At 63.4% G+C, this 24,128-nt stretch carries 19 protein-coding genes; 8 read left to right on the top strand and 11 right to left on the bottom strand.

Translation table 11 applies throughout. From position 1 onward, the window contains the following. Nucleotides 1-278, bottom strand: a 278-nt coding sequence (locus PAN31108_RS26600) for a hypothetical protein (protein ID WP_217426303.1), incomplete at its 3' end; no start/stop codon positions are given. Nucleotides 279-972: 694 nt separating this feature from the next. Beyond that, nucleotides 973-3,036, bottom strand: a complete 2,064-nt coding sequence (locus PAN31108_RS12790) for an OPT family oligopeptide transporter (protein WP_150669207.1) — start codon at nucleotides 3,034-3,036, stop codon at nucleotides 973-975. Between the two features lie 339 nt (nucleotides 3,037-3,375). Here PAN31108_RS12790 and PAN31108_RS12785 point away from each other — a divergent pair, with 339 nt between their 5' ends. After that, the gene (locus tag PAN31108_RS12785) at nucleotides 3,376-4,890 is read left to right on the top strand and encodes an MFS transporter (protein WP_150669206.1); all 1,515 of its coding nucleotides are present in this window, start codon (nucleotides 3,376-3,378) and stop codon (nucleotides 4,888-4,890) included. Between the two features lie 187 nt (nucleotides 4,891-5,077). Here the strand turns inward: PAN31108_RS12785 and PAN31108_RS26765 are convergent, their stop codons facing one another. Beyond that, on the bottom strand, nucleotides 5,078-6,388 hold the full coding sequence (locus PAN31108_RS26765; protein ID WP_246183926.1) for a serine hydrolase: 1,311 nt from the start codon (nucleotides 6,386-6,388) through the stop codon (nucleotides 5,078-5,080). A 333-nt stretch (nucleotides 6,389-6,721) separates the two neighbouring features. Here PAN31108_RS26765 and PAN31108_RS12775 point away from each other — a divergent pair, with 333 nt between their 5' ends. The 3 genes from PAN31108_RS12775 (at nucleotide 6,722) to PAN31108_RS12765 (ending at nucleotide 9,165) form a co-directional block, all read left to right on the top strand. Further along, nucleotides 6,722-7,552: a MetQ/NlpA family ABC transporter substrate-binding protein gene (locus PAN31108_RS12775; protein WP_150669205.1), complete on the top strand. Its 831-nt coding sequence runs from the start codon at nucleotides 6,722-6,724 to the stop codon at nucleotides 7,550-7,552. 76 nt (nucleotides 7,553-7,628) lie between these two features. Further along, nucleotides 7,629-8,504 carry a methionine ABC transporter ATP-binding protein gene (locus PAN31108_RS12770; protein WP_150669204.1) on the top strand — a complete coding sequence of 292 codons (876 nt, stop codon included), beginning with the start codon at nucleotides 7,629-7,631 and terminating at the stop codon, nucleotides 8,502-8,504. A 16-nt stretch (nucleotides 8,505-8,520) separates the two neighbouring features. Continuing rightward, nucleotides 8,521-9,165: a methionine ABC transporter permease gene (locus tag PAN31108_RS12765; RefSeq protein WP_150669203.1), complete on the top strand. Its 645-nt coding sequence runs from the start codon at nucleotides 8,521-8,523 to the stop codon at nucleotides 9,163-9,165. 98 nt (nucleotides 9,166-9,263) lie between these two features. Here PAN31108_RS12765 and ggt read toward each other — a convergent pair whose 3' ends face one another. Then, nucleotides 9,264-10,886, bottom strand: coding sequence for a gamma-glutamyltransferase (gene ggt / locus PAN31108_RS12760; protein WP_246183933.1), 1,623 nt, complete (start codon nucleotides 10,884-10,886; stop codon nucleotides 9,264-9,266). A gap of 784 nt (nucleotides 10,887-11,670) precedes the next feature. Continuing rightward, nucleotides 11,671-12,339 carry a M24 family metallopeptidase gene (locus PAN31108_RS12755; protein WP_150669201.1) on the bottom strand — a complete coding sequence of 223 codons (669 nt, stop codon included), beginning with the start codon at nucleotides 12,337-12,339 and terminating at the stop codon, nucleotides 11,671-11,673. Nucleotides 12,340-12,614: 275 nt separating this feature from the next. Here PAN31108_RS12755 and pdxR point away from each other — a divergent pair, with 275 nt between their 5' ends. Further along, the gene (gene pdxR / locus PAN31108_RS12750; protein WP_150669200.1) at nucleotides 12,615-14,075 is read left to right on the top strand and encodes a MocR-like pyridoxine biosynthesis transcription factor PdxR; all 1,461 of its coding nucleotides are present in this window, start codon (nucleotides 12,615-12,617) and stop codon (nucleotides 14,073-14,075) included. A gap of 46 nt (nucleotides 14,076-14,121) precedes the next feature. On the opposite strand, the gene PAN31108_RS12745 is transcribed toward pdxR, so the two are convergent. The 5 genes from PAN31108_RS12745 to cyoA all read right to left on the bottom strand — a co-directional run bounded on the left by PAN31108_RS12745 (nucleotide 14,122) and on the right by cyoA (nucleotide 19,171). After that, nucleotides 14,122-14,976 (bottom strand): SURF1 family protein, encoded by an 855-nt coding sequence (locus PAN31108_RS12745; RefSeq protein ID WP_174994963.1) that lies wholly within the window; start codon nucleotides 14,974-14,976, stop codon nucleotides 14,122-14,124. A gap of 13 nt (nucleotides 14,977-14,989) precedes the next feature. Beyond that, entirely contained in the window at nucleotides 14,990-15,397 is a 408-nt protein-coding gene (cyoD, locus tag PAN31108_RS12740) for a cytochrome o ubiquinol oxidase subunit IV (RefSeq protein ID WP_150669199.1), read from the bottom strand. Further along, entirely contained in the window at nucleotides 15,394-16,077 is a 684-nt protein-coding gene (cyoC, locus tag PAN31108_RS12735) for a cytochrome o ubiquinol oxidase subunit III (RefSeq protein ID WP_174994962.1), read from the bottom strand. Before cyoC ends, cyoD begins: the two co-directional genes overlap by 4 nt. Continuing rightward, entirely contained in the window at nucleotides 16,070-18,061 is a 1,992-nt protein-coding gene (gene cyoB / locus PAN31108_RS12730; RefSeq protein ID WP_150669198.1) for a cytochrome o ubiquinol oxidase subunit I, read from the bottom strand. Before cyoB ends, cyoC begins: the two co-directional genes overlap by 8 nt. 66 nt (nucleotides 18,062-18,127) lie before the next feature. Further along, nucleotides 18,128-19,171, bottom strand: a complete 1,044-nt coding sequence (gene cyoA, locus PAN31108_RS12725; RefSeq protein WP_174994968.1) for a ubiquinol oxidase subunit II — start codon at nucleotides 19,169-19,171, stop codon at nucleotides 18,128-18,130. Between the two features lie 181 nt (nucleotides 19,172-19,352). Between cyoA and PAN31108_RS12720 the strand changes: the two genes are divergently transcribed. Beyond that, nucleotides 19,353-20,684: an MFS transporter gene (locus PAN31108_RS12720; protein ID WP_150669196.1), complete on the top strand. Its 1,332-nt coding sequence runs from the start codon at nucleotides 19,353-19,355 to the stop codon at nucleotides 20,682-20,684. Nucleotides 20,685-20,835: 151 nt separating this feature from the next. Here PAN31108_RS12720 and PAN31108_RS12715 read toward each other — a convergent pair whose 3' ends face one another. Further along, the gene (locus PAN31108_RS12715; RefSeq protein WP_150669195.1) at nucleotides 20,836-21,705 is read right to left on the bottom strand and encodes a LysR substrate-binding domain-containing protein; all 870 of its coding nucleotides are present in this window, start codon (nucleotides 21,703-21,705) and stop codon (nucleotides 20,836-20,838) included. A 175-nt stretch (nucleotides 21,706-21,880) separates the two neighbouring features. Between PAN31108_RS12715 and PAN31108_RS12710 the strand changes: the two genes are divergently transcribed. Together PAN31108_RS12710 and PAN31108_RS12705 are read left to right on the top strand one after the other, a co-directional pair. Next, nucleotides 21,881-22,906 carry an ABC transporter ATP-binding protein gene (locus tag PAN31108_RS12710; protein WP_217426302.1) on the top strand — a complete coding sequence of 342 codons (1,026 nt, stop codon included), beginning with the start codon at nucleotides 21,881-21,883 and terminating at the stop codon, nucleotides 22,904-22,906. Further along, entirely contained in the window at nucleotides 22,903-24,057 is a 1,155-nt protein-coding gene (locus PAN31108_RS12705; protein WP_246183925.1) for an ABC transporter ATP-binding protein, read from the top strand. Before PAN31108_RS12710 ends, PAN31108_RS12705 begins: the two co-directional genes overlap by 4 nt. The last annotated feature ends 71 nt before the right edge of the window (nucleotides 24,058-24,128 follow it).

Here is a 24,128-nt window from a genome sequence, read left to right as displayed (position 1 = left end):
CTCCTACCGCTTTCCAGGAGTTGGTTTAAAGGGACTTTGCTAGAAGCCCATTGGCCCGATTGAAGGGGGCATGTCACCCCGGTGACAATCCTTGCCTTGTCGGTTCGGATTTCTGTGGCTCCCGCCTTAATCACTACCTGGCCCGCGGCTAGCACCGTATTTTCTGCGACGCTTTTCGTCTGATTGGCCTCAATGGTCAAGGGCGGTGCTGAACTCTCTGCGTGTACCGTGCTGGAAACACTTAAGACAAATGCACAAATAGGTAGTTTGTACTGCATATCTTCTCCGGTGTATCAAAACGAAGTCATTGAAGCAGGCAGATCGAATGCGTCAGCTTCGATGGGGCCGACACGCGGAGAACTTCCCCGGTTCCGATGCCACGAGATTCGAGTTTGCTTCGCTCAAACGCGTGCTGTCCTGGCGGCGCCTCTGCAACGGGATGTTCTCGATCAAGTGATCGCATCTCTGTCAGCTTTGTGAAAACGCGATCAAGGATCTGGTGGTGGTCACCTCGCACCATCGAATCGACATTGCTCGTGATGTGCTGCGCAATTGACGAGATCACGGGGGGGCTGAGCATCGTGACCTGACGCCATCACCGAATCGCGATGGCCACACAGCAGCGGCCGCCCCATTTGACCAAGTCAACAGCGCTCAAGAGTACTGCGGCAATTGAAACGATCGCAGCGGCTTAGGCGTTTCGAGCCGATGGCAACCAGCAAGTCGATAATGACCCGCAGGGATAACGGCGATTCCAGGGGATTGGGACGAATGACTCGTTGTGGGACAACGCCTTCAAGGATGCGGCTACCAACTTGCGGATAGCGCGGTAATCGTCTTGTGATTGAGGGGCAGGGAGATACGAGGGATATACGAGCCGATGCCTTCAACTTGCTGGGCAACGACTCGTAGAGACCACTGAAACAGCTAAGCAGCTAGCCGACGACGTCGGTCGTCGGTGCTGCAAAGTCGTTAGCGCGCAGTGGCCAGGACCCTATGCACGATGACTACGCAGATACCGGCGAAAACGATCAGCGCGAGCCATTCGGACGTCGAGGCGAAACTGCTGCCGACAAGCGCGAGCGGGGCGTCCGAGCCGGTAAAGCCGACGACCATCGCCATCGCGACACCCACTAGGCTCTCGCCCACGATCAGGCCAGACGCCAGCAACACGCCACGTCGCTCCGACGCTTCCGCGTATGGACCATAGTCCTCACCCTTCGCCTTCGCACGTGCTTTCAATACACGCTGCGCAATCCATCCCAGCAGCGCACCGATTACCAGCACCGACCCGATCGTCGGTGGCAAATAGATACCAATACCCACGGCAATGACCGGTACCCGCGCAACACCACCGCGCTTGGCCAACACGGCATCGATGGCAATCAACGTGAGACCGAGCACCGCGCCGATTCCCAACATCGACCAGTCGAGCTGGTGCGTGAAGATGCCCTTGGCAATCGCCGTCATCAGAATTGCCTGCGGCGCCGACAATGCTTGCGACGGATCCATTCCCGGACGCGGCAACGCATCCGTAAAGCCGTAAGCGTTATAGAGCAGGTTCAGCACCGGCGGGATCACCGCCGCACCCACCACGCAACCGACGAGCAACGCGACCTGCTGACGCCATGGCGTCGCACCGACCAGCCAACCCGTCTTCAAGTCCTGAAGGTTGTCGTTCGAGATCGTCGCGATGGCGATCACGGCCGCCGTTGTGAACAGCGCCAATGCAATCGCAAGCTTGCTGCCGGCCCCCGTGTCAAGCAACCCGCTGGCCTGACTGACGCTCAGAATGAGCAGCGAGACGAGCACCACTGCCACAATCCCGATGCCCGAAATCGGACTGGCGGACGACCCTACAAGCCCGGCCATGTAGCCGCAAGCGGCGGCGACCAGAAAACCGAAGACGACGGCGAACACCACGCTGCAAACGACCAGCGTCGCAATGCCGCCGAACGAGAGCGGGGCGTCCGCGAGAAAGACGCCGAACGTCACCACCCAGACAGCCACGCACACCAGTGTCAGCCCGATCACCCAGTACGGCGACAAATCCTGCTCCGTGCGTCCCGGCGCCTCTGCCTTGCCACGTGCACCGCGAGATTTGCCCAGGGCCGCAAACGACGTCTTCACGCCATCGACCATCGGCTTCGCCAGGGTAATCAGCGTCCAGACCGCTGCCACGCCAATGACCCCGGCGCCGATAAAGCGCACCTTGTGCTGCCAAAGCCCGTTGGCAAACGCAGCCATCGCTACGCCGTCGGGATTCGGTGTGACGGCTGTCAGCACCGGCACCGCGATACCCCACGTCAGCACCACGCCGAGCAGAATCGCCAGTCCCGACACGATGCCGATGAGGTATCCGGCGCCGATCAATGCAAGCGAGAAACCCGTCGTCAGACGGAAGACGGCGGCGCCGGCGGGAATCCACGCGGTAATGCTCTCGCCCAATACCTTCAGTCCAGCCGTCGCGAACGCGAACAGCGCCGATACGACACCCCCGAACGCAATCTCCCGCACGCCGCTGGCTTCGTTACCGGAGGCGTTCTTGCCAGACGAGGGCGTCCCTTCGTCTCCCTCACTGCCGACGCGCAAAATTTCCGCCGCCGCCACGCCTTCGGGATAGGGCAGTTCGCTGTCGACGACCATGGCGCGTCGCAACGGGATGGTGAACAACACCCCCAGAATGCCGCCCGACGCGCAGATGGCAAGCGTCAGGCCGAACGGGAAACCCTGCCAATGCCCGATCATCAGCAGACCCGGCAGCACGAAGATGATCGATGAGAGCGTGCCGGCCGCAGACGCCTGCGTCTGCACCATGTTGTTCTCGAGGATGTTGCCGCCCCGCAGCGCACGCAATACCGCCATCGAAATGACGGCAGCAGGAATCGAAGACGAAAAGGTGAGGCCGACTTTGAGGCCGAGATATACGTTGGAGGCGGTGAACACCACGGTGATCAGCGCGCCGAGGATCATGCCGCGCACCGTCAACTCGGGGAGCGAGACGGCGTCGGGAATTCGGGTCGGATGAGATGCCATGTACGAATAGGGGGATTTTTCGCCCAATGGGAATGTGGCGCAGATTGTATGCGCCCACGTGGTGCACCGCCAGTCTTGACGGGCGCGATAGAACGACCGTTCGAATTCGAACCGAACCTGACCCTTTCAAGCCGCAAATCGCCGGCATCCCCGTCCCGCCTACGCGATACGCCGAACATCCACCATAATCATCTGCTTTTCAGATGGAATCTAACTTTTATCAATCGATTTATTGATAGATGATGCGGTTGTTCCCTCGCAACCATGTGCGTGCGTCCATCCGATGGTGAATTCCAGACGGAAGCGGCACCCGCCAACCGTAAGGAAAGGAGCTTTCCGATGTCCAGTCTGCCTACCTCAACACATCCTGTCCCTCGTCCCAGCGGCGTGCATCGTTGGTGGGTACTGGCTATCGTTTCGGTGGCGCTGTTGCTCATCGTGATCGACATGACGGTGCTCTATACGGCACTGCCTCGCCTGACCCACGATCTTGCAGCGACGGCCTCCGCCAAGCTGTGGATCGTCAACGCCTACGCACTTGTCGTATCGGGTCTGTTGCTCGGCATGGGTACGCTCGGGGACCGGCTTGGTCATAAGCAGTTGTTTCTATCGGGCCTCGTCGTGTTCGGCGCGGCATCGCTGGCGGCCGCCTTCGCGCCGAGTCCGGATATTCTGATCGTCGCGCGCGGAGGCCTTGGGGTTGGCGCTGCAATGATGATGCCCGCAACGCTTTCCCTGATTCGCCTGACCTTTGACGATCCGCGTGAGCAAGCCCTTGCTATTGGTATCTGGGCGTCGGTCGCTTCGGGCGGCGCCGCATTCGGGCCGATCATCGGTGGCGCGTTGCTTGAACACTTCTGGTGGGGGTCGGTCTTCCTGATCAACGTGCCGATCGTGCTGATTGCGCTGCCCGTTGCCTGGTGGCTCATCCCGAACCGGGGTGCTACGTCAACGCAACCATGGGACTGGCTCGGTTCGCTGCTCTTCATGATCGGTCTGATCGGCGTGACGTACGCGATCAAGAGCGCAGGCAAGACGTCGCCCGATTGGATGTCGGTCGGCATTGCCGTGCTCGTCGGCGTGATCTTCCTGTGGGCCTTCGTCAAACGTCAGCAACGCAGCGTGCATCCGTTGCTGGACCTTACGCTGTTCCGTAACCCGGTGTTCGCCGGGGCCGTTGCCGCAGCGCTGATGGCGGCGGCCGCATTGATCGGCATGCAACTGGTGTTCAGCCAGCGCCTGCAACTGGTCATGGGGTACTCGCCGCTCGAAGCAGGATTGGGGGGACTGCCGTTGTCACTGGCGGCGTTCGTTGCCGGTCCGATTGCCGGGCGGCTGCTGCCGCGCATGGGAAGTACCCGTTTGCTGCCGATTGCGCTGACGATGTCGTCCGCGGGAATGGCGGGCTATCTCTTGCTTCGCGACGCGGATTTCGTCCTGTGGGCGCTGGCATTGGTGATGCTCGGCCTGGGCGTTGGGTCAACGATAGCGGCTGCGTCGAGCACCATCATGCAGAGCGCGCCGCCAGAGCGTGCGGGCATGGCTGCGTCGGTGGAGGAGGTGTCGTTCGAACTTGGCGGCGCGCTCGGTGTGACCTTCATGGGCAGCTTGCTCACGTTTGTCTACGGTCGTGCGATGGACGTGCCGCAAGTCGCCTCGTTGCCCGACACCGTGCGTGACAGCCTCGACGAGGCGCAGCTCGTCGCCGAGCATCTGTCGCCCGAGATGGCAAACGTGCTGACAACGATTTCCAACACCGCCTTCAATCACGGCTTCGACGCCGTGATCGGCGGCGGCGCGCTGCTGCTGCTTGCCGCCGCCGTGTGGGTGCGCTGGCACGCACGCAAGCGATAGTCGCACGCCTTCATCCTTCCAATGTGCTACCCGATGGCGCGCAGTGCTGGCAAATAGCGCTGCGCGCCTCGCATTTTCCGCGCGCCATCGCGTGAACTCGTCCACCGGGGGAGCGCCGCGACCCTCGTCGGGCGCCGAGGGGCAAGTCTTCCAGGCGCGAGGCCCGAACCGAATTCCCGCGCGCCGCTTACCGCAAAGAGCACGACAACCAATGCGCGATGCGAACGCCGTCCATGCGCGACCCTTCGGGCGTATCGCTGCCGAGCATCGTCACGATGACGGGGCGTGTCTTGTGCACCATCACGCGCATCACCATGTTGTGTCCGGACTCGTTGATGAAGCCGGTCTTCTGCACGCTCGCGTGGACTTTGCCGTATCGCACCAGCCGGTTCGTATTGACGTACTGCAACTGCCCGTTGCCGGTGGGCACGAGTTGCTGATGATCGATGGAATAGCGGCGGATGAGCGGATAACCGTTCGATACGCGCACCAACTGCGCCAGTTCGCGCGCCGTCGACACGTTGCGCGGCGACAGCCCTGTGGAATTCTCGAAGCGTGTGTTCGGCATATTCAGCAAGCGCGCCTTGGCATTCATCGCTGAGATAAACGCAGGACGACCGCCCGGGTAATCACGGCTCAATGCGGCAGCGGCGCGATTCTCGGAGGCCATCAGCGAGATGTGCAGCATGTCCGCGCGGGAGAGCGTCGAGCCCACGGCCAGACGCGAATGCGTGAATTTGAGCGTGTCGAGATCGGCGTTCGTGACGGTAAGCCGCGTGCGCATGGCGGGATCGCTATCGAGCCAGACGACGGCCGTCATCAGTTTCGAGAGCGACGCGATGGGGCGCACCTGATCTGCGTTGAGCGCGAATAACGGCGTACGGGTCTTCTCGTCGACGATATACACAGCCTTGGAGAACAGACGCTTGCGAGACGCGGGCGTGAACCCGCATCGCGCGAGCAAGCGCGGCTTGGCGTCGGTGCTGACCTGAGCCGACGCGGCGGTGGCGCCGGCCTTCGCCGCACCGCTCACACCGGCCGCTCCCGCTGCTGCGACAGCGGCCTTCGGCACGGCTTTGCGTTTGGCCACCGTCGGTGCGCGTTTTTTCTCCGCCCTCGCCGTCGCCGTCGCCCTCGTCGCCCTTGCCCTCGTCGTCGTCGCCTGACGTGGCGGCGCAGCCTGCCTGGCGGTGCGCGCCGCCCGCGATTTCGCCGACGGGCTCGCCGTGCGCTTGCGCGACGTGCTTGCCACCGCCTTGCGCTGAGGGGCCACCCGGGCCTTTTTTGCGGCCGGTTTCTTCTTTTTGACGGCGTCGTGCTTGCGCTTACCCGTACTTGCCTGATGCGCGTTGGCGGCGAGCGCGTCGCTCACCGGCAGCCCGGCAATGAGCAGGATGACGCCGAACATCATCAGGCGGGCAAGCGCGATCACCCGGGGCGACATGCGGTAAAGGCGAGGCAGGGACGGACTGAGCAGCGGGTGTCGCGGGGACCACATGGCAGGCATCTTGGCGCGGTTCCGTAGAGAAAAGTGGTGGACGGCTGACGTCTGCATGCAAAGCATCCCCGCGCGGCCGGACGGGCAACGCAGAAGGCAGACGCAACTTACGGTGGGAACCTGTTGGACGGCGAGACGATGAGGAGTTCCTGAATTTCTCGAATGCGTATTACAAAAAGTTACATATGCAGAACGTTCGGCCTACGAAAGCTCTGCACGACGAGGCCGATTAGCTTTACGCCATTGGTTGTTGGACAGCGCTTTAGGCAAATTCCTAAACTGTGCGTTCGCCTCAACTGGCGTCACCGACACCAACATCAAGGGGAATTCTTCATGCAACGCCGCCAACTGTTTCGTCTGCTCGGTAGTCTCTCGATCGCATTCGCCGTCGGCTCGGTGGGTTCGCTGGGTTCGATGGGCGCCCATGCGGCGGATAAACCGCTCAAGGTCGGTGTGCGCGGCGGCGTCGACGAAGAGATCTGGGAAGTGGTGACGAAGGTTGCGAAATCGCGGGGTCTGAACGTCGAACCGATCGTGGTGAGCGGCACGGCAAGCCCGAACGAGGCCCTCAACAACGGCGATCTCGACGCCAACTCGTTCCAGCACATTCCGTTTCTGCGCGATCAGATCAAGCAGCGCGGATACAAGCTCGTGTCGGTCGGCGACACGCTGATCTCGCCCATCGCTTTCTATTCGAAGAAGTACAAGTCGCTCGAATCGCTGCCCGAAGGCGCCAAGATCGGCTTGCCGAACGATCCGAGCAATCAGACGCGCGCGCTCGTGATCCTGCGCGATCACGGCCTGATCAAGCTGCGCGACGGCTTCGATGCGTACACCGGCACGGCCACGCTCTCCGACGTGACGGCCAACCCGCGCAAACTTCAGTTCATCGAAAGCGCCTCGGTGGTGCTCGCGCGTTCGTTGCCGGATGTCGATGCCTCGGCCATCGTCAACAGCTTCGCCTATCAGGCGGGCCTGATTGCCACGCGCGACGGCATTGCAGTGGAAAAGCGCGAGAACAATCCGTACGTCAACATCATCGCCGTGCGTGAGAAGGACAAGAACGCGCCGTGGGTCGCGCCGCTGGTCAAAGCGTACCAGTCGGAGGAGGTGCGCAAGTTCATCGAGACGAAGTATCAGGGGTCGGTGGTCCCGGCGTTCTGAGGTGCCCGCGTAGCGATCGCGAACGGTATTCGACATTCGACCGACGATGCCACTCATTCCCCACGAGGAGCCAACGATGACGACACGAAACTCCGGCGCAGCCCCCGTCACGCGTCTGCCCACGGCCGCCGCGCGCGAGGTCGCCCACATCACCTTCGACGCACTCGGCAAGGTCTATCCGGGGGCATCGAGCGCCGCACTGCAAGACATCTCCTTCGCGGTGCAACGCGGTGAGAGCTTCGGCATCATCGGACGCAGCGGGGCGGGCAAGTCGACGCTGCTGCGCACGATCAACGCGCTGGAGCTGCCGAGCGCGGGGCACGTCAAGGTGGAGGGGGTGGACGTCGCGTCGCTCGACGAAGACGCGCTGGTCGGTCTGCGCCGCCGCGTCGGCATGATCTTCCAGCACTTCAACCTGCTGTCGGCGAAAACGGTTTTCGAGAACGTCGCGTTACCGCTGCGAGTGGCCGGGGTGCCGAGGGCGGAGATCGCACCGCGCGTGAACGAGTTGCTCTCGCTCGTTGGACTTTCGGGCAAGGCCGATGCCTATCCGGCGATGCTCTCGGGCGGGCAAAAGCAGCGCGTAGGGATTGCCCGCGCACTCGTGCATCGCCCCGAAATTCTGCTGTGCGACGAAGCCACGTCCGCACTCGATCCTGAGACGACCGACGCCATTCTCGCTCTGCTCGGCGACGTGCAGCGAGAGTTCGGTCTGACGGTCGTGCTCATCACGCACGACATGGGCGTCATCCATCAGGCTTGCGACCGCGTGCTGGTGCTCGATCAGGGGCGCATCGCAGAACTCGGTCCGGTCGGCGACGTCTTCGAGCATCCCGAGGCCGAGGCGACGCGTGCGTTATTGCGTCCGCTGCAACACGCGTGGCAGGGGCGTTCGCTCCCGCGGGGGCAGCACGATCCGCACACCGCAACACGGCAAGCTCACGCCGTCTGAATGTTCAGGAAATTCCATGCTCGACAAATATCTGCGCGCGCTCGGCGAAACCTTGCTGATGGTCACGAGCGCGTGCGCCATCGTCTTTGCGGTGGGAATGTTGCTCGCCGTCGTTCTGGTGATCACCGCACCGGGCGGTCTGGCGCCGCGTCCCCGTTTCAATCGCGCGTTGTCGGTCGTCGTGAACCTGTTTCGTGCGGTGCCGTTCATCATTCTGTTAGTGGCGTTGCTGCCGGTCACGCGCTGGATCGTCGGTACCACGATGGGCACGTGGGCCGCCGTGGTGCCGCTCGCCGTGCATCTCATCCCGTTCTTCGCGCGCGTCACGCAGGTCGGCCTGCGCGAGATCGATCCGGGCCTGGTCGAAGCGGCGCGGGCGATGGGGTGCCGTCGCTGGCATATCGTGCGGCACGTGCTCTTGCCCGAAGCCTTGCCGGCGATTCTGGGCGGCGCGACGGTGACGGTGATCGCCATGGTCGGCGCATCGGCCATGGCCGGTGCCGTGGGCGCGGGAGGGTTGGGGGATCTGGCCGTACGCTACGGCTACGAGCGATATGAGACGAGCGTGATGTTCAACGTGATCGTGATTCTCGTGGCGCTGGTCACGCTCGTACAGTTCGCCGGCGAACGACTGGCGCGCCGCGTCGATCATCGTCGCTGACATGTGAGACATGAGCCACGAAAAAACGGGGCCGCGATTGCGGCCCCGTTTCGTTGGCGATGCCGGTGATCCGGAACGTGTCCGGACCGGATCGCGCATCAGTACCCGAGGGCGAGACCCGTATTGCGACGCGGATCGTTCGCGCCGTAGAAACGGTTCTTGCCGATCGGCTTGCCGCCGAGCGACGGCGCGCCCACGAGAATCGCCGCGATGTGGTTCGCCGGTTGCGGACCCGCGAACTTCTGGCCCCAGCTTTCCAGAATCTTCTGCGTGTCCGGGCTCAGGGCGAACGGTTCGAGGTTGGTCGCCTCCGGCATCCATTGCTGGTGGAAGCGCGGGGCGTCCACGGCTTCTTGCAGGTTCATGCCGTAGTCGATCATGTTGAGCATCGTCAGCAGCGTGGCCGTAATGATGCGGCTGCCACCCGGCGTACCCACCACCATGACCGGCTTGCCATCCTTCGTGACGATGGTCGGGCTCATCGACGACAGCGGACGGCGGCCCGGGCCGATGGCGTTCGCTTCACCCTGGATCAGACCATACAGGTTCGGCACGCCCACCTTGGCGGTGAAGTCGTCCATTTCGTCGTTGAGCAGCACGCCCGTCCCGTTGGCCATGACCTTCGCGCCGAACCAGTCGTTGAGCGTATAGGTGACGGACACGGCGTTGCCGTCCTTGTCGATGATCGAATAGTGCGTGGTGTTGCTGCCTTCATGCGGCGGCACCCCCGGCTTGATCTCTTGCGAGATGCCGGCCTTCTGCGGTTGGATCGCGGCGCGGATCTTGGCGGCGTAGTTCTTGTCGAGCAACTGTGCGATCGGGTTCTTCACGAAGTCCGGGTCGCCCAGATAGCTGTTGCGGTCCACGTACGCATGACGCATCGCTTCGATGGTGTAGTGCACGCTCTGAGCCGAGTGATAACCCAGCTCCTTCATCGGGTAGCCTTCGAGAATGTTCATGATCTCGCAGATCACCACGCCGCCGGAGCTCGGGGGCGGCGCCGACACCACGTGATAGCCGCGATAGTCGCACTCGACCGGCGCGAGTTCGCGCGTCTGATACTGGTCGAGGTCGGCCTGCGTGATGATGCCGCCGCCCGCCTTCATCGATGCGACCAGCTTGTCGGCGACTTCACCCTTGTAGAAGCCGTCGGTGCCCTTGGCGCTGATCAGCTTGAGCGTGCGTGCGAGGTCTTTCTGCACGAGGCGCTCGCCCGGCTGGAACGGCTGCCCCTTGTTGAGGAAGATGGCGCCCGAGTTGGCGCGATCCTTCTCGAAGTCCTTGGTGGACGTCCACAGCATGTCGACGTCGCCCTGATCGAGCACGAAGCCCTTGTCGGCCAGCGTGATCGCCGGGGCCAGCAGTTGCTGACGCGTCTTGGTGCCGTACTTGTTGCGTGCGTACTCCATGCCCGACACGGTGCCCGGCACGCCTACGGCCAGATAGCCGGTGGTGGAGGCGCCCTTGATGACGTTGCCGTCCTTGTCGAGATACATGTTGGCCGTCGCGGCGAGCGGGGCCTTTTCGCGGAAGTCGAGGAAGGTCTTGCGGCCGTCTGCGAGCTGGATCGTCATGAAGCCGCCGCCGCCGATGTTGCCCGCTGCCGGGTACACCACGGCGAGCGCGTAGCCCACGGCAACCGCGGCATCGACGGCATTCCCGCCGGCTTTGAGCACATCGACGCCGACTTTCGACGCGAGATGCTGGGCCGTCACGACCATGCCGTTCTCCGCGGCGACCGGTGCCAGCGATGCCGCGTGAACGTTGAACAGCGCGCAGCTCAGCGCAGTCGCCAGTAGCGCTTTGGTGAAGGTTGGGTTTTTCATCGTCTTTCTGTGGTTTTTGTCGTAAGCGAGATAAAAAGGAACTTCGATTGCGGTCACTTCAATGCCGCATTCGGCGGACGCACGACGGGCAGCTCACGCTCGCGCCTGTGCCCGAGCGAGTGGCACGGCTACGGGTGACGTCTCCGCTGCTGTGTGTCGTACTTTGGGAAATATCCGTCGACCACCGAACGGTAACGCATAACGGCTAATTGGGGAAAGATGTGCCAAAAGTCCGGACGACGGGCCACGACGCGCGATCAGGTGGCTCTGGACAATTGGCGAAACTGCCCGCAAGCCTCGAAAGATGTGCGTTTGACGTGATTTGGGGTCGGATGAAAGGAGGGGGTTGTGTGTCGAAACGGTGGGTATCGGGACGGGAACCAGCGGGAAAAGTTCGGAATTCACCCGAGCATGTTGCGTTATCACTACGTTGTGGCGCGCGTAGCCTTTTTGCGAAAAGATGGCTGACGAAGGGGAGTCACTGCGCAATAAACAGGCAGGATACGCAGGGTTGAGCGAGATTGAACTGCGTGTTGAGTATTTGTTGAGCTTTAGCGCCGCGGCTCTCGCGGCAGTCGCCGGACACGAGGGCCGATGGCCGATCGATACTGCTACGAGGCGCGGGCGACCTGAGGGCACCTATTAGGGCACCTAGAGGCACCTAAGGACGCCCCGATACTCAGATAAGCAGGTCTTCGTAGAAAGCGCCGAAGGCCCGCGTCGGATGTGCGATCTGGATCTCGAGAATCCAGAGGCCGCCGTTGGGTGTGCCGCCCAGATCGCCGAGCTTGCCGCCTTTGTAGATCGCGTGCGGGAAGTCGCTTACGCGATGTCCCTTGATGTCGAGGTTGAGCACCCAGCCCATCGCTTCGGCCTGTGTTTTCGCGAATTCATACAGCGCCTGACCGCTCACGCCTTCGGTGCGCCAGTGTGCATGCACGATGTCGAACAGGCGCTTCGCATCGTCGGCACAGCGTTGCATCTCGGGATCGGCGCCGGTCGTGCGGGTGAAGCCGCAGTCGCCTTCATGCGCGCCGAACACCACGCCGATGTCGATGAAATAGATGTCGTCGTCACCGAGCACCGGATCGTTCTCGCTACGCTCGCTGAACGTGCGCAGCGTGTTCTCGCCGAAGCGGATCAGCACCGGGTGCCAGATACGGTCCATACCGAGCGTGCCGAGCAGCGCTTTGCTGGCCGCAATCGCTTCCGACTCACGCATGCCGGGCCTAATGATGGCGGCGATTTTCTCGGTCGCCTCCCATGTCAGGGCCTGCGCCCGCGTCATGGCTTCGACGCTGTACTTCGCTCCGACCGCTTCGCGTCGAGCCAACTCCGTCAACTCCATCGAATTTCTCCATTGATTATTTTGATTGGGGGACGTCCGTCGGCGGTGAAACCTGCGGCGCGAACGTCGTGGCATCAAGGATAAGGCCTGACTTGTATAATTCGAAGCGCCATTTGTTGCCGGCGCCATTGGGCCACTTTGTGTCGGTCCGATGAGATGGGCTCGCTGAGGCCGGCGCGTTTACGGTCGCCCGATCATCGACGCGATCCCATTTCCGTCCCTTCTGCCTCTTCCGCCCCTTGCCCCTGCCGCCCCTTCTGCCCATTCATCGCCGCATGCGCCGACGTCACCTCAGCCAGTCGCTCGAATTGCCGCTCTCGGACCGTCATGAGAAGGAGACGCGTCAGGCGTGGGTCTATCGCTGTGTCCGCGAGCGCATCGTTTCCGGCGAATTGCGCCGCGGCGATCGTCTGCCGTCCACGCGCACGCTGGCCGAGCGTTGGGGCGTGTCGCGCGGGATCGTCGAACTCGCGTTCGAGCAATTGACGCTCGAGGGCTATGTGGCAAGTCGTGTGGGCGCGGGGACGGAAGTCGTGGCGGATCTGCCGCGCGCGCGGGCGAGCGCACACGCGGATACGGAAGCCGCGGGCGAGGCTATTGCGACGACGGATCCGTTACCTGAAAACGCCGCGTCGCTCGCGTCGAAGACCGGCCGCTCGCCCGACGCCGGCCTGTTCTCGCTCCCCGTGTGGCGCAAGCATATGAACCGTGCGTTGCGCGCGGTAACGCCCGAGTTGCTCGCCGACACCGATCCCCGCGGTTATCTGCCCCTGCGCGAGAGCATCGCCCGTTACGTGAGGATGACACGCGGCATTGCGTGCGAGGCAGCCGAGATCGTCGTGACGACAGGCATCCGCCATGCCATCGATCTCGTCACGGAGGTGCTGGCGGACGACGCCACCGTGTTCTATCTCGAAGATCCGGGCTACAAGAATTTGTCGTCGCTGATCCGCGCGCCGCTGCACCGTTGCGTGAGCGTGCCGGTCGACGAGGAAGGCTTTGTCGTGGCGGCGGCCGACCGCGCGGGCGCGGGCCGTGCGGGCATCGCCTACGTGACGCCGGCCCATCAGGCGCCGCTGGGCACCACGATGTCGATCAATCGTCGCATGCAACTCCTCGAATGGGCCGCCGCGCGCGACGTGTGGATCGTCGAAGACGACTACGACAGCGAGTTCAGCTACGGCAGCGCACCGCTGCCTGCCCTCAGGGCCATCGACACGCAGGCACGTGTGATCCATTGCAGCAGCTTCAACAAGACGCTGTTCCCGTCGCTGCGCATCGGCTATCTGCTGGCGCCGCCGGCGTTGCTCGCGCGCATCGCCGGACTGCGTTCGGCGTCGGGCCGAGCGAACAGCCTCATCGAACAGATGGCGCTCGCGAGCTATATCGATGCGGGGGATTTTGCGCGGCATTTGCGCGCCTCGCGCAGCGTTTATCTGCGACGTCGCAATCTGCTGCTCGAAACGCTTCGTGCCCGGATGCCGTCGCCATGCCGTATCACCGGCGATCACGCCGGCTTTCACTGCGTGCTCTGGCTGCCGCCTCGGGGGGACGAGGCGGCGCTCGTCGCGACGCTACGTGAGCAGGGCGTCTTCGTGGAAGGACTGCGCGAGTTCGCCCACGCGCAGACGATGGCCCCGGCGCTGGTGCTCGGCTACGCCGCGCTGGAGGACGCGCGGCTGCCGGAGATCGCGACGTGCATCGCCCTGGCCATCGACACGGCAGGGGCCGTTTGATGTCGTTTGATGCTGCATGAAGCTGCGTCTGCGCGTTGCCCGGCCTTCAGCCCGAACGCTTGCGCATTTCCATCCGGATCACGAACGCGCCGGCGGCGGCCGACATGATGGCCAGCGCGTACCACGTCAGCAGATAGCTCATGTGGTTGTTGGGGAATCGCACCACGGTGAGTCCGCCGACCGGGTAATCGCGATCCTGCGATTGCATGCGGCTGGTCACGGCTTCGGCGTCGTTGGTCATTGCGTTCGCGCTGCCGCCGGCGCCGGGCTTGCCGTCGGCATCGACGAAATACGGCGCGACCTCGGACGCCGGGAGTCCGCGCGCGGCGGCGATGGCGCTCACATCGCGCGAATACCAGAGATTTTCTGACGGCACGTTCTTGCGCAGGAAGCCCCCGACCGGCTCAGGCATGCGCAACAAGCCCGTCACGGTCACTTCGCCGGCGGGCGCGGGCGGCACCGATTCCTTCCAGCCCGGCGGCACGAAGCCGCGATTGACCAGCACCTCACTGCCGTCTGCCGTGCGTAACGGGGTGAGCACCCAGTAACCGCCGCCCAGATCGGTCACGGCTTGCACGAGGGTGTCCTTATCGAAGCGGTATGTGCCAGTGAGCGAGATGTGCCGATATTCGTCTGCTCCGGCATTGATGGACGGCCACTGCGCGCGCGTCGGCGCGGCGGACGGCGGCGCATGCACGCGGGAATTGACCCGTTCGATCAGATCGAGCTTCCATGCGCGGCGGTGCAACTGCCACGTGCCGAGCGAGGCGAACACGCTCACGAGTACCAGCGTGATGACGCCGAGGATGACCAGCCGCAGGGGGGAAGCTTGGGAAGATGCGCTGCAAGCGCGCGGGGGACGCTGTGCGTCCCCCGATTCGTGAAGTCGATCGCTGCTCAAGGGGAAATGCCGTTCAAGGGAGGTTTTTCGTATCCTGCATCATACCCGGCATCATGTTTTGGTTCAGGTGATACATCACCCAGAGCGAGCCCGAGAGCGTTATCACCACCAGCACGATCGTGAAGATCAGCGACAGCATGTTCCAGCCGCCTTCGGACTTCGCGTTCATGTGTAGGAAGTAGATCATGTGCACCACGATCTGCACGGCGGCGAGGAACAGGATCATGATCGCGGTCGTGCTCGATTTTTCAAACACGCCGCCCATCACGAACCAGAACGGAATCGCCGTGAGTACGACCGAGAGAATGAAGCCGGTCGCATAGCCGCGCAGGGTGCTGTGCGGTCCTTCGTCGCCATGATCGTGGTCATGGTCGTGATCGTGCCCGTCGGCACCGTGCAGGGTCGAGTCATGGGTGCTCACGGCAGCACTCCCATCAGATAGACGAACGTGAAGACGCCGATCCACACGACGTCGAGAAAGTGCCAGAACATCGACAGACACATCAGGCGACGGCGGTTCGGCGCGGTGAGCCCGTGCTTGCCGATCTGCACCAGCAGCGTGACCAGCCAGACGATGCCGAACGTCACGTGCAGCCCGTGTGTGCCCACCAGCGTGAAGAACGACGACAGGAACGCACTGCGCCACGGTCCCGCGCCCTCGTGGATGAGGTGGGCAAACTCATACAGTTCCAGCGCGAGAAACGCCGCACCGAGAAGGCCCGTCACGATCAGCCAGCCGGTCACGGCGCGCTGGCGGCGCTTTTGCATCTCCAGCATCGCAAAACCGTACGTGATCGAGGAGAGCAGCAGGAACGTGGTGTTCACTGCAACGAGCGGCAAATCGAACAACTCCGCGCCGGTCGGCCCGCCGGCGTAGTTGCGACCGAGCACGCCGTACGCCGCGAACAGACAGGCGAAGACGAGGCAGTCGCTCATCAGGTAGATCCAGAAGCCGAGCAACGTGCCACCCGGCGGGTGGTAGTCGGTCGTCATCATGAACTTCAGGCCGCCGTTGCCCGGCGGCGCCGGCGTGTGGGGGGCATGGGCGCCGCCGCCGAGCGGGGCGCCGCCTGTCGGGAAGGTCGCGGTCGTCTCAGACATGCTGGGCGAGCAGTCGCGTGCGCGCTGCCTCCGTGTGTTCGACCTGGTCGGCCGGGATGTAGTAGTCGCGGTGATAGTTGAACGTGTGACCGATCGCCACCGCCAGCAACGCGACGAACGCGACGATCACCACCAGCCACATGTGCCAGATGAGCCCGAAGCCGCACACCGTCGCCAGCCCGGCAAGGATGATGCCCGCGCCGGTGTTCTTCGGCATGTGGATCGGGATGAAGCCCTGCTGCGCACGCGTGAAGCCGTGCTGCTTCATTTGCCACCAGGCGTCGTTGTCGTGGATGAGCGGCGTGAAGGCGAAGTTATAGACCGGCGGCGGCGACGACGTCGACCATTCCAGCGTGCGCCCTCCCCACGGGTCGCCCGTGTCGTCGCGCAGTTGATCGCGGCGTATGAAGCTCACGACCAGCTGGATGATGAAGCAGCCGATCCCGATGGCGATGAGCAGCGCCCCCACGGCGGCGACCTGGAACCAGATCTGGAGCGACATATCGTCGAAGTGGCTCACCCGGCGCGTCACGCCCATCAGGCCCAGCAGATAAAGCGGCATGAAGGCGACATAGAAGCCGATGAACCAGAACCAGAACGAGCACTTGCCCCAGAACGGATCGAGCTTGTAGCCGAACGCTTTCGGGAACCAGTAGGTGATGGCCGCCATGATCCCGAAGATCACGCCGCCGATGATGACGTTATGGAAGTGTGCGATCAGGAACAGGCCGTTATGCAGCGAGAAGTCGGCGGGCGGCACCGCCAGCAGCACGCCGGTCATGCCGCCGATCACGAACGTCACCATGAAGCCGACCGTCCAGAGCATCGGCACTTCGAAGTGGATCCGTCCGCGATACATCGTGAACAGCCAGTTGAATATCTTCGCCCCGGTCGGTATCGAGATGATCATCGTTGTGATCCCGAAGAACGAGTTCACACTGGCGCCCGAGCCCATCGTGAAGAAGTGGTGCAGCCAGACGAGGTAAGACAGTACCGTGATCACGACCGTGGCGTAGACCATCGACGCGTAACCGAACAGCCGCTTGCCGGAGAACGTGGCGACGACTTCCGAGAACACGCCGAACACCGGCAGCACGAGAATGTAGACCTCCGGGTGGCCCCAGATCCAGATCAGGTTCACGTACATCATGGCGTTGCCGCCGAGATCGTTCGTAAAGAAGTTGGTGCCCGCGTAGCGATCGAGCGCGAGCAGCGCGAGCACGGCGGTGAGGACCGGGAAGGCGGCGACGATCAGCACATTGGTGCACAGCGACGTCCACGTGAACACCGGCATGCGCATCATCGTCATGCCCGGCGCGCGCATCTTGACGATGGTCACGAGCAGGTTGATCCCGGAGAGCAATGTGCCCACGCCTGCGATCTGCAACGCCCATATGTAGTAATCGACGCCGACGTCCGGACTTTGCAGAATGCCGGACAGCGGTGGATAGGCGAGCCATCCGGTGCGGGCGAATTCGCCGACGAAGAGCGACATCATCACCAGCACCGCGCCGCTGGTCGTCATCCAGAAGCTGAAGTTGTTGAGGAACGGGAACGCCACGTCGCGCGCGCCGATCTGCAACGGCACCACGAAGTTCATGAGGCCCGTGACCAGCGGCATCGCCACGAAGAAGATCATGATCACGCCGTGCGCCGTGAAGATCTGATCGTAGTGATGCGGCGGCAGATACCCCATGTTGTCGCCGAACGAGATCGCCTGCTGCATGCGCATCATCGCGGCGTCGGCGAAGCCGCGCAGCAACATGACGATGCCCAGGATCACGTACATGATGCCGATCTTCTTGTGATCGATGCTCGTGAACCACTCTCGCCAGAGGTAGCCCCACAGCTTGAAATAGGTGATGGCGCCCAGCACCACGATGCCGCCGATCGCCACGCCTGCGAAGGTCGCGATGAGAATCGGTTCGTGGTACGGGATGGCCTCTAGCGTGAGACGGCCGAAGATCAGCTTGACGATGTCCATAAGCTCGAACCTGGGATCATTCGCGCGCGAGGCGCATCATTGTCGACGGTTGGGCGCGGTGGTCCATCACTGCGCAATCGCGGCGCCGGGGGCGCGCACGACCTCGGACGCGAACCGCACGGTGTTCTGCGCGGTACACATGGTGTCGGAGAGCGAGGCGTCGGTGCTGCGCGAGCGCGCGCGGCTGGCATGCGAGTGATTCGGTTGATCCATCATGTCTTTCAGGCAGGTCTGGCCTGGCTGGACACAACGATTCAGGATCGCATCGTAAAGGTCGGGCGCGACATCGGCGTAATACTTCACCGGCACCCATTCGCTCGGCTTGGCGAGCGCCTCGTACTTGTCGCGCGACAGGTTCTCGCCCTTTGCCTTGACCTGCCGGACCCACGCATCGAATTCGTCCGCCGACATGCCGTGGAACTTGAAACGCATGCCGGAGAAGCCCGCTCCGCTGTAATTCGCGGAGAAGCCGTCGTACACGCCGGGCTTGTTGATGACCGCATGCAGCTTGGTCTCCATGCCCGGCATGGCGTAGATCTGACCGGCCAGCGCCGGGATGAAGAACGAGTTCATCATCGTCGTCGACGTGATCTCGAAGCGAATCGGCCTGTCGATGGGCGCGGCCAGTTCGTTCACCGTCGCAATGCCCTGATCGGGATAGAAGAAGAGCCACTTCCAGTCCATCGCCACCACTTGCACGGTAAGCGCACGGGTGTCGGGCGGTATCTCGCGCTTGGCGTCGATGCGCTCGAGCGGCCGGTACGGATCGAGTTTGTGCGTGCTGACCCACGTGAGGGCGCCGAGCGCGATGATGATGAGCAGGGGCGCTGCCCAGATCAACAGTTCGAGCAGCGTCGAGTGATCCCACTCGGGGGTGTAGACGGCGTTCTTGTTCGATGCCCGGTATCGCCAGGCAAACAGCAATGTCAGCACGATCACCGGCACGATGATCAGCAACATCAGAACCGTGGAAATGATGATGATGTCCCGCTGCCTCACCGCGAGATCCCCCGAAGGCGACATCAGGACGGTATTGCAGCCGGACAACAACGCGACCAATGCGAAGGCGGGGAGTAAAAGTACCCCGCGGAGGAACTTGGGGGAAGTCATGCTGCGATCGATGGAACCGTAGCCGTAGACCGTGATCATCATGGACCGCCCTCCCTCATGCAGCAATTTAGGGTAAACCCTATAGCGGCAACTCGCGATACCTGCGATGCTTTTCTGGCACAAGTGTCTCATCGTCAGCCCGCGCCATCCCGATCCGACCGATCCGTGAGGGGGTCCGATAATGTCAAGCAGTGCTCATCAATCGCCCACGCCGGGCGTTCCCGCCGCGTCGACGGCGCACGATCACGGGAGCAAATCCCGCATCGCGCCGGAGGAAATCGCGGTTGGCGTGGTCGTCGGCCGCGCCTCCGAGTACTTCGACTTTTTCGTGTTCGGCATCGCTGCCGTTCTGGTCTTCCCACATGTTTTCTTCCCGTTCGCCGACGGGCTGCACGGCCTGCTGTACTCGTTCACGATCTTCTCCTTCGCCTTCATCTCCCGCCCGTTCGGCACCGCGTTGTTCATGAACGTGCAACGTCGTTGGGGACGCAGCGTGAAGCTCACGGCGGCGCTGTTCGTGCTCGGCACGGCCACGGCCGGCATGGCCTTCCTGCCGGGCCACGCGGTGCTCGGTGATCGCGCCATCTGGCTGCTCGCATTCTTCCGTTTGTTGCAGGGCATCGGCTTCGGGGGTTCCTGGGACGGGCTGCCGTCGCTGCTCGCGATGAACGCACCGCCGCAGCGACGCGGCTGGTATTCGATGATGGGGCAGTTGGGCGCGCCGATCGGGTTCATCATCGCGGCGTCGCTGTTCCTGTTCCTGCACTGGAGTCTCGAAGCCGACGACTTCCTTACGTGGGGCTGGCGTTATCCGTTCTACGTCGCCTTCGCCGTGAACGTGGTGGCGCTGTTCGCGCGGCTGCGTCTGGTGGTGACGCACGAGTACACCGCCATGCTCGAAGAGGGGCAACTGGAGCCCATTAGCACGCGGGAGATGGTGCGCTCGCAGGGCTACAACATCTTCCTCGGGGCATTCGCGGCGCTGGCGAGCTACGCGTTGTTCCATCTGGTGACGGTCTTCCCGCTGTCATGGATCTCGCTGCAAAACACGCAGGATCTGAACAGTGTGCTGATCGTCCAGCTATGCGGCGCAGTGATCGCGATCGTCTGCACTGTGCTCTCCGGGCGCATCGCCGATCGCATCGGACGCCGGACCACTTTGGGCCTTTTCGCCATCTTCATCGCGGTCTTCGCCCTATTCGCACCGTTCCTCATGGGCGGCGGGTCGACGCGGCAGGACATCTTCATTCTCGTGGGCTTCGGTTTGCTCGGCCTGTCTTACGGACAGGCGGCCGGCACGGTGACGTCGAACTTCGAGCAGCGCTTTCGCTACACGGGGGCTGCGCTGACGACCGACTTCGCGTGGCTGTTCGGCGCGGCGTTCGCACCGCTGGTCGCACTTGGGCTGTCTGCCGAGTTCGGCCTGATCGCCGTGAGCGGCTATCTGCTCTCCGGCGCAGTCTGCACGCTGCTGGCGCTGCGCATCAACAAGGCGCTGGAGACTCGCGACTGATTTCGCCTGCCTGCGTTGTTTCTCTCCAACGGCGCGGCAGCATTCGCGCCGTTGTCATATCGACGTCTTGTCTCCGCACGTTATTTCGACGTTCTCTTTCCGTTCGGGCTTTGCTCTCATCAGCCCATGAGCCCATGAGCCCATCAGCCCATCACACCTCGTGCAACATGCCCGCGATGGCGGCGGTGATGTTGTGCGTGCGGGAGTCGTGTTCGCGGTGAATCATGCCGACGGTGCGCAATAGCGGCGGGTCGGCGATCGGCACAATGCGCAACAACGGATCGGACTGCCAGTCGCCACGATGCAGTAACGGCAGCACGGACACACCGACATTCTTGCGCACGAGTGCGACGATCGTCTCGATGGAGTTCAGCTCCAGATATTCCGTCACGCTGAGTCGGGCGGCACGCAATGCCTGCTCCACAACGAGGCCCGTGCGGACGCGACGGTCGAAGCGCAGGAACGCATGGGCGTCGAGAATGCGCTGCGGGTCGGGCTCGGTCACGTCGCGGTTCACGACCATCACCATCGGCTCGGTGTAGAGCGGCGTCCACACCAGACTGTCGGCGCGTGCATCGTCCGCGCGCGCCACCACCGCCGCGATGTCGACCTCTCCCTGTTCCACCAGTTCGGTCAGTTCGTCCGAACGTGCGGACGTCAGCCGCACATCGAGCCGGGGATGCGCTGTCTTCAATTCCGCGACCACCAGCGACAACGCGCCGATGACGGACACCACGGCACCGATGGTCACGGGACCCTGCATGGCGTCGATGGGCGTGGCGGTGAGTTCGGCGGTGAGCGCCAGAATCTGCTCGACGCGCGGAAACAGGTCGCGCCCCTGCCGGGTGAGCGTGATCTGGCGCGCGCGCCGGTCGAACAGTCGCTGACCGACGGCGTCTTCGAGCCCCCGCATCTGGAGACTGACCGCCGCCTGCGTCAGCGCAGCGCGCTCGGCGGCCGCCGCGAACGATCCGGTTTGCGCCACCAGCCGAAAGGTTTTCAACATGCGTAACGTCAGCATTGGGTAACGCCTTCCGAGGCTAAAAATAAGTTAAGTATAAAAAAGAAATATTAATATTTACTTTGAGTCCGTGGGAGACATAATCGTGTCATGCACATCCCTCATGACCGGCATGCCGAAACACGCCGCGCACGGGGGCGGAAAAAGACCGACCCACACAACGCGCCCCATGACCATGCTCGCAGACGCTGGGCCGGTGCTTGATGTCACCGGACTGTCGCTGAAATTTTCCAATGCGTCCGACGCGCCGAATCTGATCGATGGCGTCTCGTTTGCCGTGCATCCCGGCAAGACGTTGTGCATCGTCGGCGAATCGGGATGCGGCAAGAGCGTGACATCGTTGGCCCTCATGGGCTTGCTGCCCAGCCCGCCGGCGAATGTCGTGGCCGGACGCGCCGTCTTCGAAGGCCGGGACCTGCTGGCGCTGGACGAGCGCGACTTTGCCGATTTGCGCGGCAATCGGCTCGCGATGATCTTTCAGGAGCCGATGACCTCGCTCAATCCGTCCTTCACCATCGGTCATCAGATCGAGGAGGGGATCCGGCGTCATCGTGGGCTGGACCGGCGCGCCGCCCGTGCCGAGGCGCTCGATATGCTCAAGCGCGTGCGCATTCCCGCGCCCGAGACGCGTCTCGACAACTACCCGCACGAATTGTCCGGCGGCATGCGCCAGCGTGTGATGATCGCGATGGCGCTTGCCAATCGGCCTGCGCTGCTCATTGCAGACGAACCGACCACGGCGCTGGACGTCACCATTCAGGCGCAGGTGCTCACGCTGATTCAGACGCTGCAACGCGAGACCGGCACCGCCGTCGTGCTCATCACGCACGATCTGGGCGTGGTGGCCGAAGTGGCGGACGATGTTGCCGTGATGTACGCCGGGCGCATCGTCGAGCACGGCACCGTGAGCGAGATTTTCGACGACCCTCAGCATCCCTACACCATCGGGCTGATGGGGGCGATCCCCTCCATCGGCAAACGGAAAGGCACGCTCGCGACGATTCGCGGCTCGGTGCCGTCGCCCGAGCGCATGCCCGCCGGTTGCCGATTCGCGCCGCGCTGCCCGTTCGCCGAGGCGCGGTGTATCCGCGAGGCGCCGCCCGAGCGGACGTTGTCCGGTGCGCATCGCGTGGCCTGCTGGCTGGCGCCGGTCGAGGCGCTGACGCCCCCCCCGTCCATTCGCGACGAGGTGGCCGCATGAGCGCGCACCACGCCGCACACCCGCCGATTCTCGAAGCGCGCGACCTGACGAAGCACTTCGGCGGTCATCGCGTCGGTTTTTCGCGAGCACCTACGGTCTATGCCGTGAATGGTGTGTCGTTCTGCGTGCAGGCGGGCGAGACGTTCGCCATCGTCGGCGAGTCCGGGTGCGGCAAATCGACGCTGGGGCGTCTGCTGCTGCGCCTGATCGACGCGACACGCGGTGAGGTGCGTTATCAGGGCAACGACATCATGACGTTGGGCGCGGGTGCGATGCGGCGTCTGCGACGGGAGCTTCAGATCATTTTCCAGGACCCGTTCGCTTCGCTCAACCCGAGCATGACGGTCGGCGGCCTGATCGGTGAGCCGATGGCGTTGCATGGCCTGGCAAAAGGGCGCGCGAAGGACGAGCGCGTCGCCGAGCTGCTGCGCACCGTCGGGCTGCAACCCGATTACGCGCAACGCTTTCCCCACGAGTTCTCCGGCGGTCAGCGGCAACGCATCGGCATCGCGCGCGCACTGGCCGGCGAGCCGCGGGTGATCGTCGGCGACGAACCCGTCTCGGCGCTCGACGTCTCCGTGCAGGCGCAGGTCATCAACCTGCTGGAGCGGCTCAAGCACGACTTCGGTCTCACGCTCATCATGGTCGCGCACGATCTGGCGGTGATTCGTCACATGAGCGACCGCGTGGCGGTGATGTACCTCGGGGAAATCGTCGAACTGGCGAGTGCCGATGCGCTCTTCGACAACCCGTTGCATCCCTACACGCAAGCGTTGCTTCAGGCGATTCCGGCCAGTCGTCCGCACCTGCGCCGGGCGCGTGCGCCGCTCGGCGGTGAACTGCCGAGCCCGACCGCACCGCCGCCCGGTTGTCGCTTTCATCCGCGCTGCCCGCATGCCCGTGCCGCCTGCCGCGAGCGGCAGCCGATCACCGAAGTGCTCCCCGACGGGCGGCAGATCGCCTGTCATTTCTGGGAAGCGATTCAGAACGCCGGCGCGAGCCCGGCGCGCGCAGCCGCGCCAAGTGAAAAGCTGAGCGAGCGGCTGGCGGTGTATCGCGCAAGACAGGCGCAGGCCGATGTGCCGGGTGCCGGTACCGCTGGGGCAGGCACATCGGCGACATCAGCGATATCCGGTACGACCGGCGCGTAGCCACGCCCGCCCTGCCTTACCCGAGTTGCGACACCTTTACCCCAACCTCACACACCATCACACAGACAAGG

The sequence above is a fragment of the Pandoraea anhela genome (assembly GCF_902459655.1).
Classification (GTDB): domain Bacteria; phylum Pseudomonadota; class Gammaproteobacteria; order Burkholderiales; family Burkholderiaceae; genus Pandoraea; species Pandoraea anhela.
This window is presented reverse-complemented; position numbering and strand designations above follow the sequence as displayed.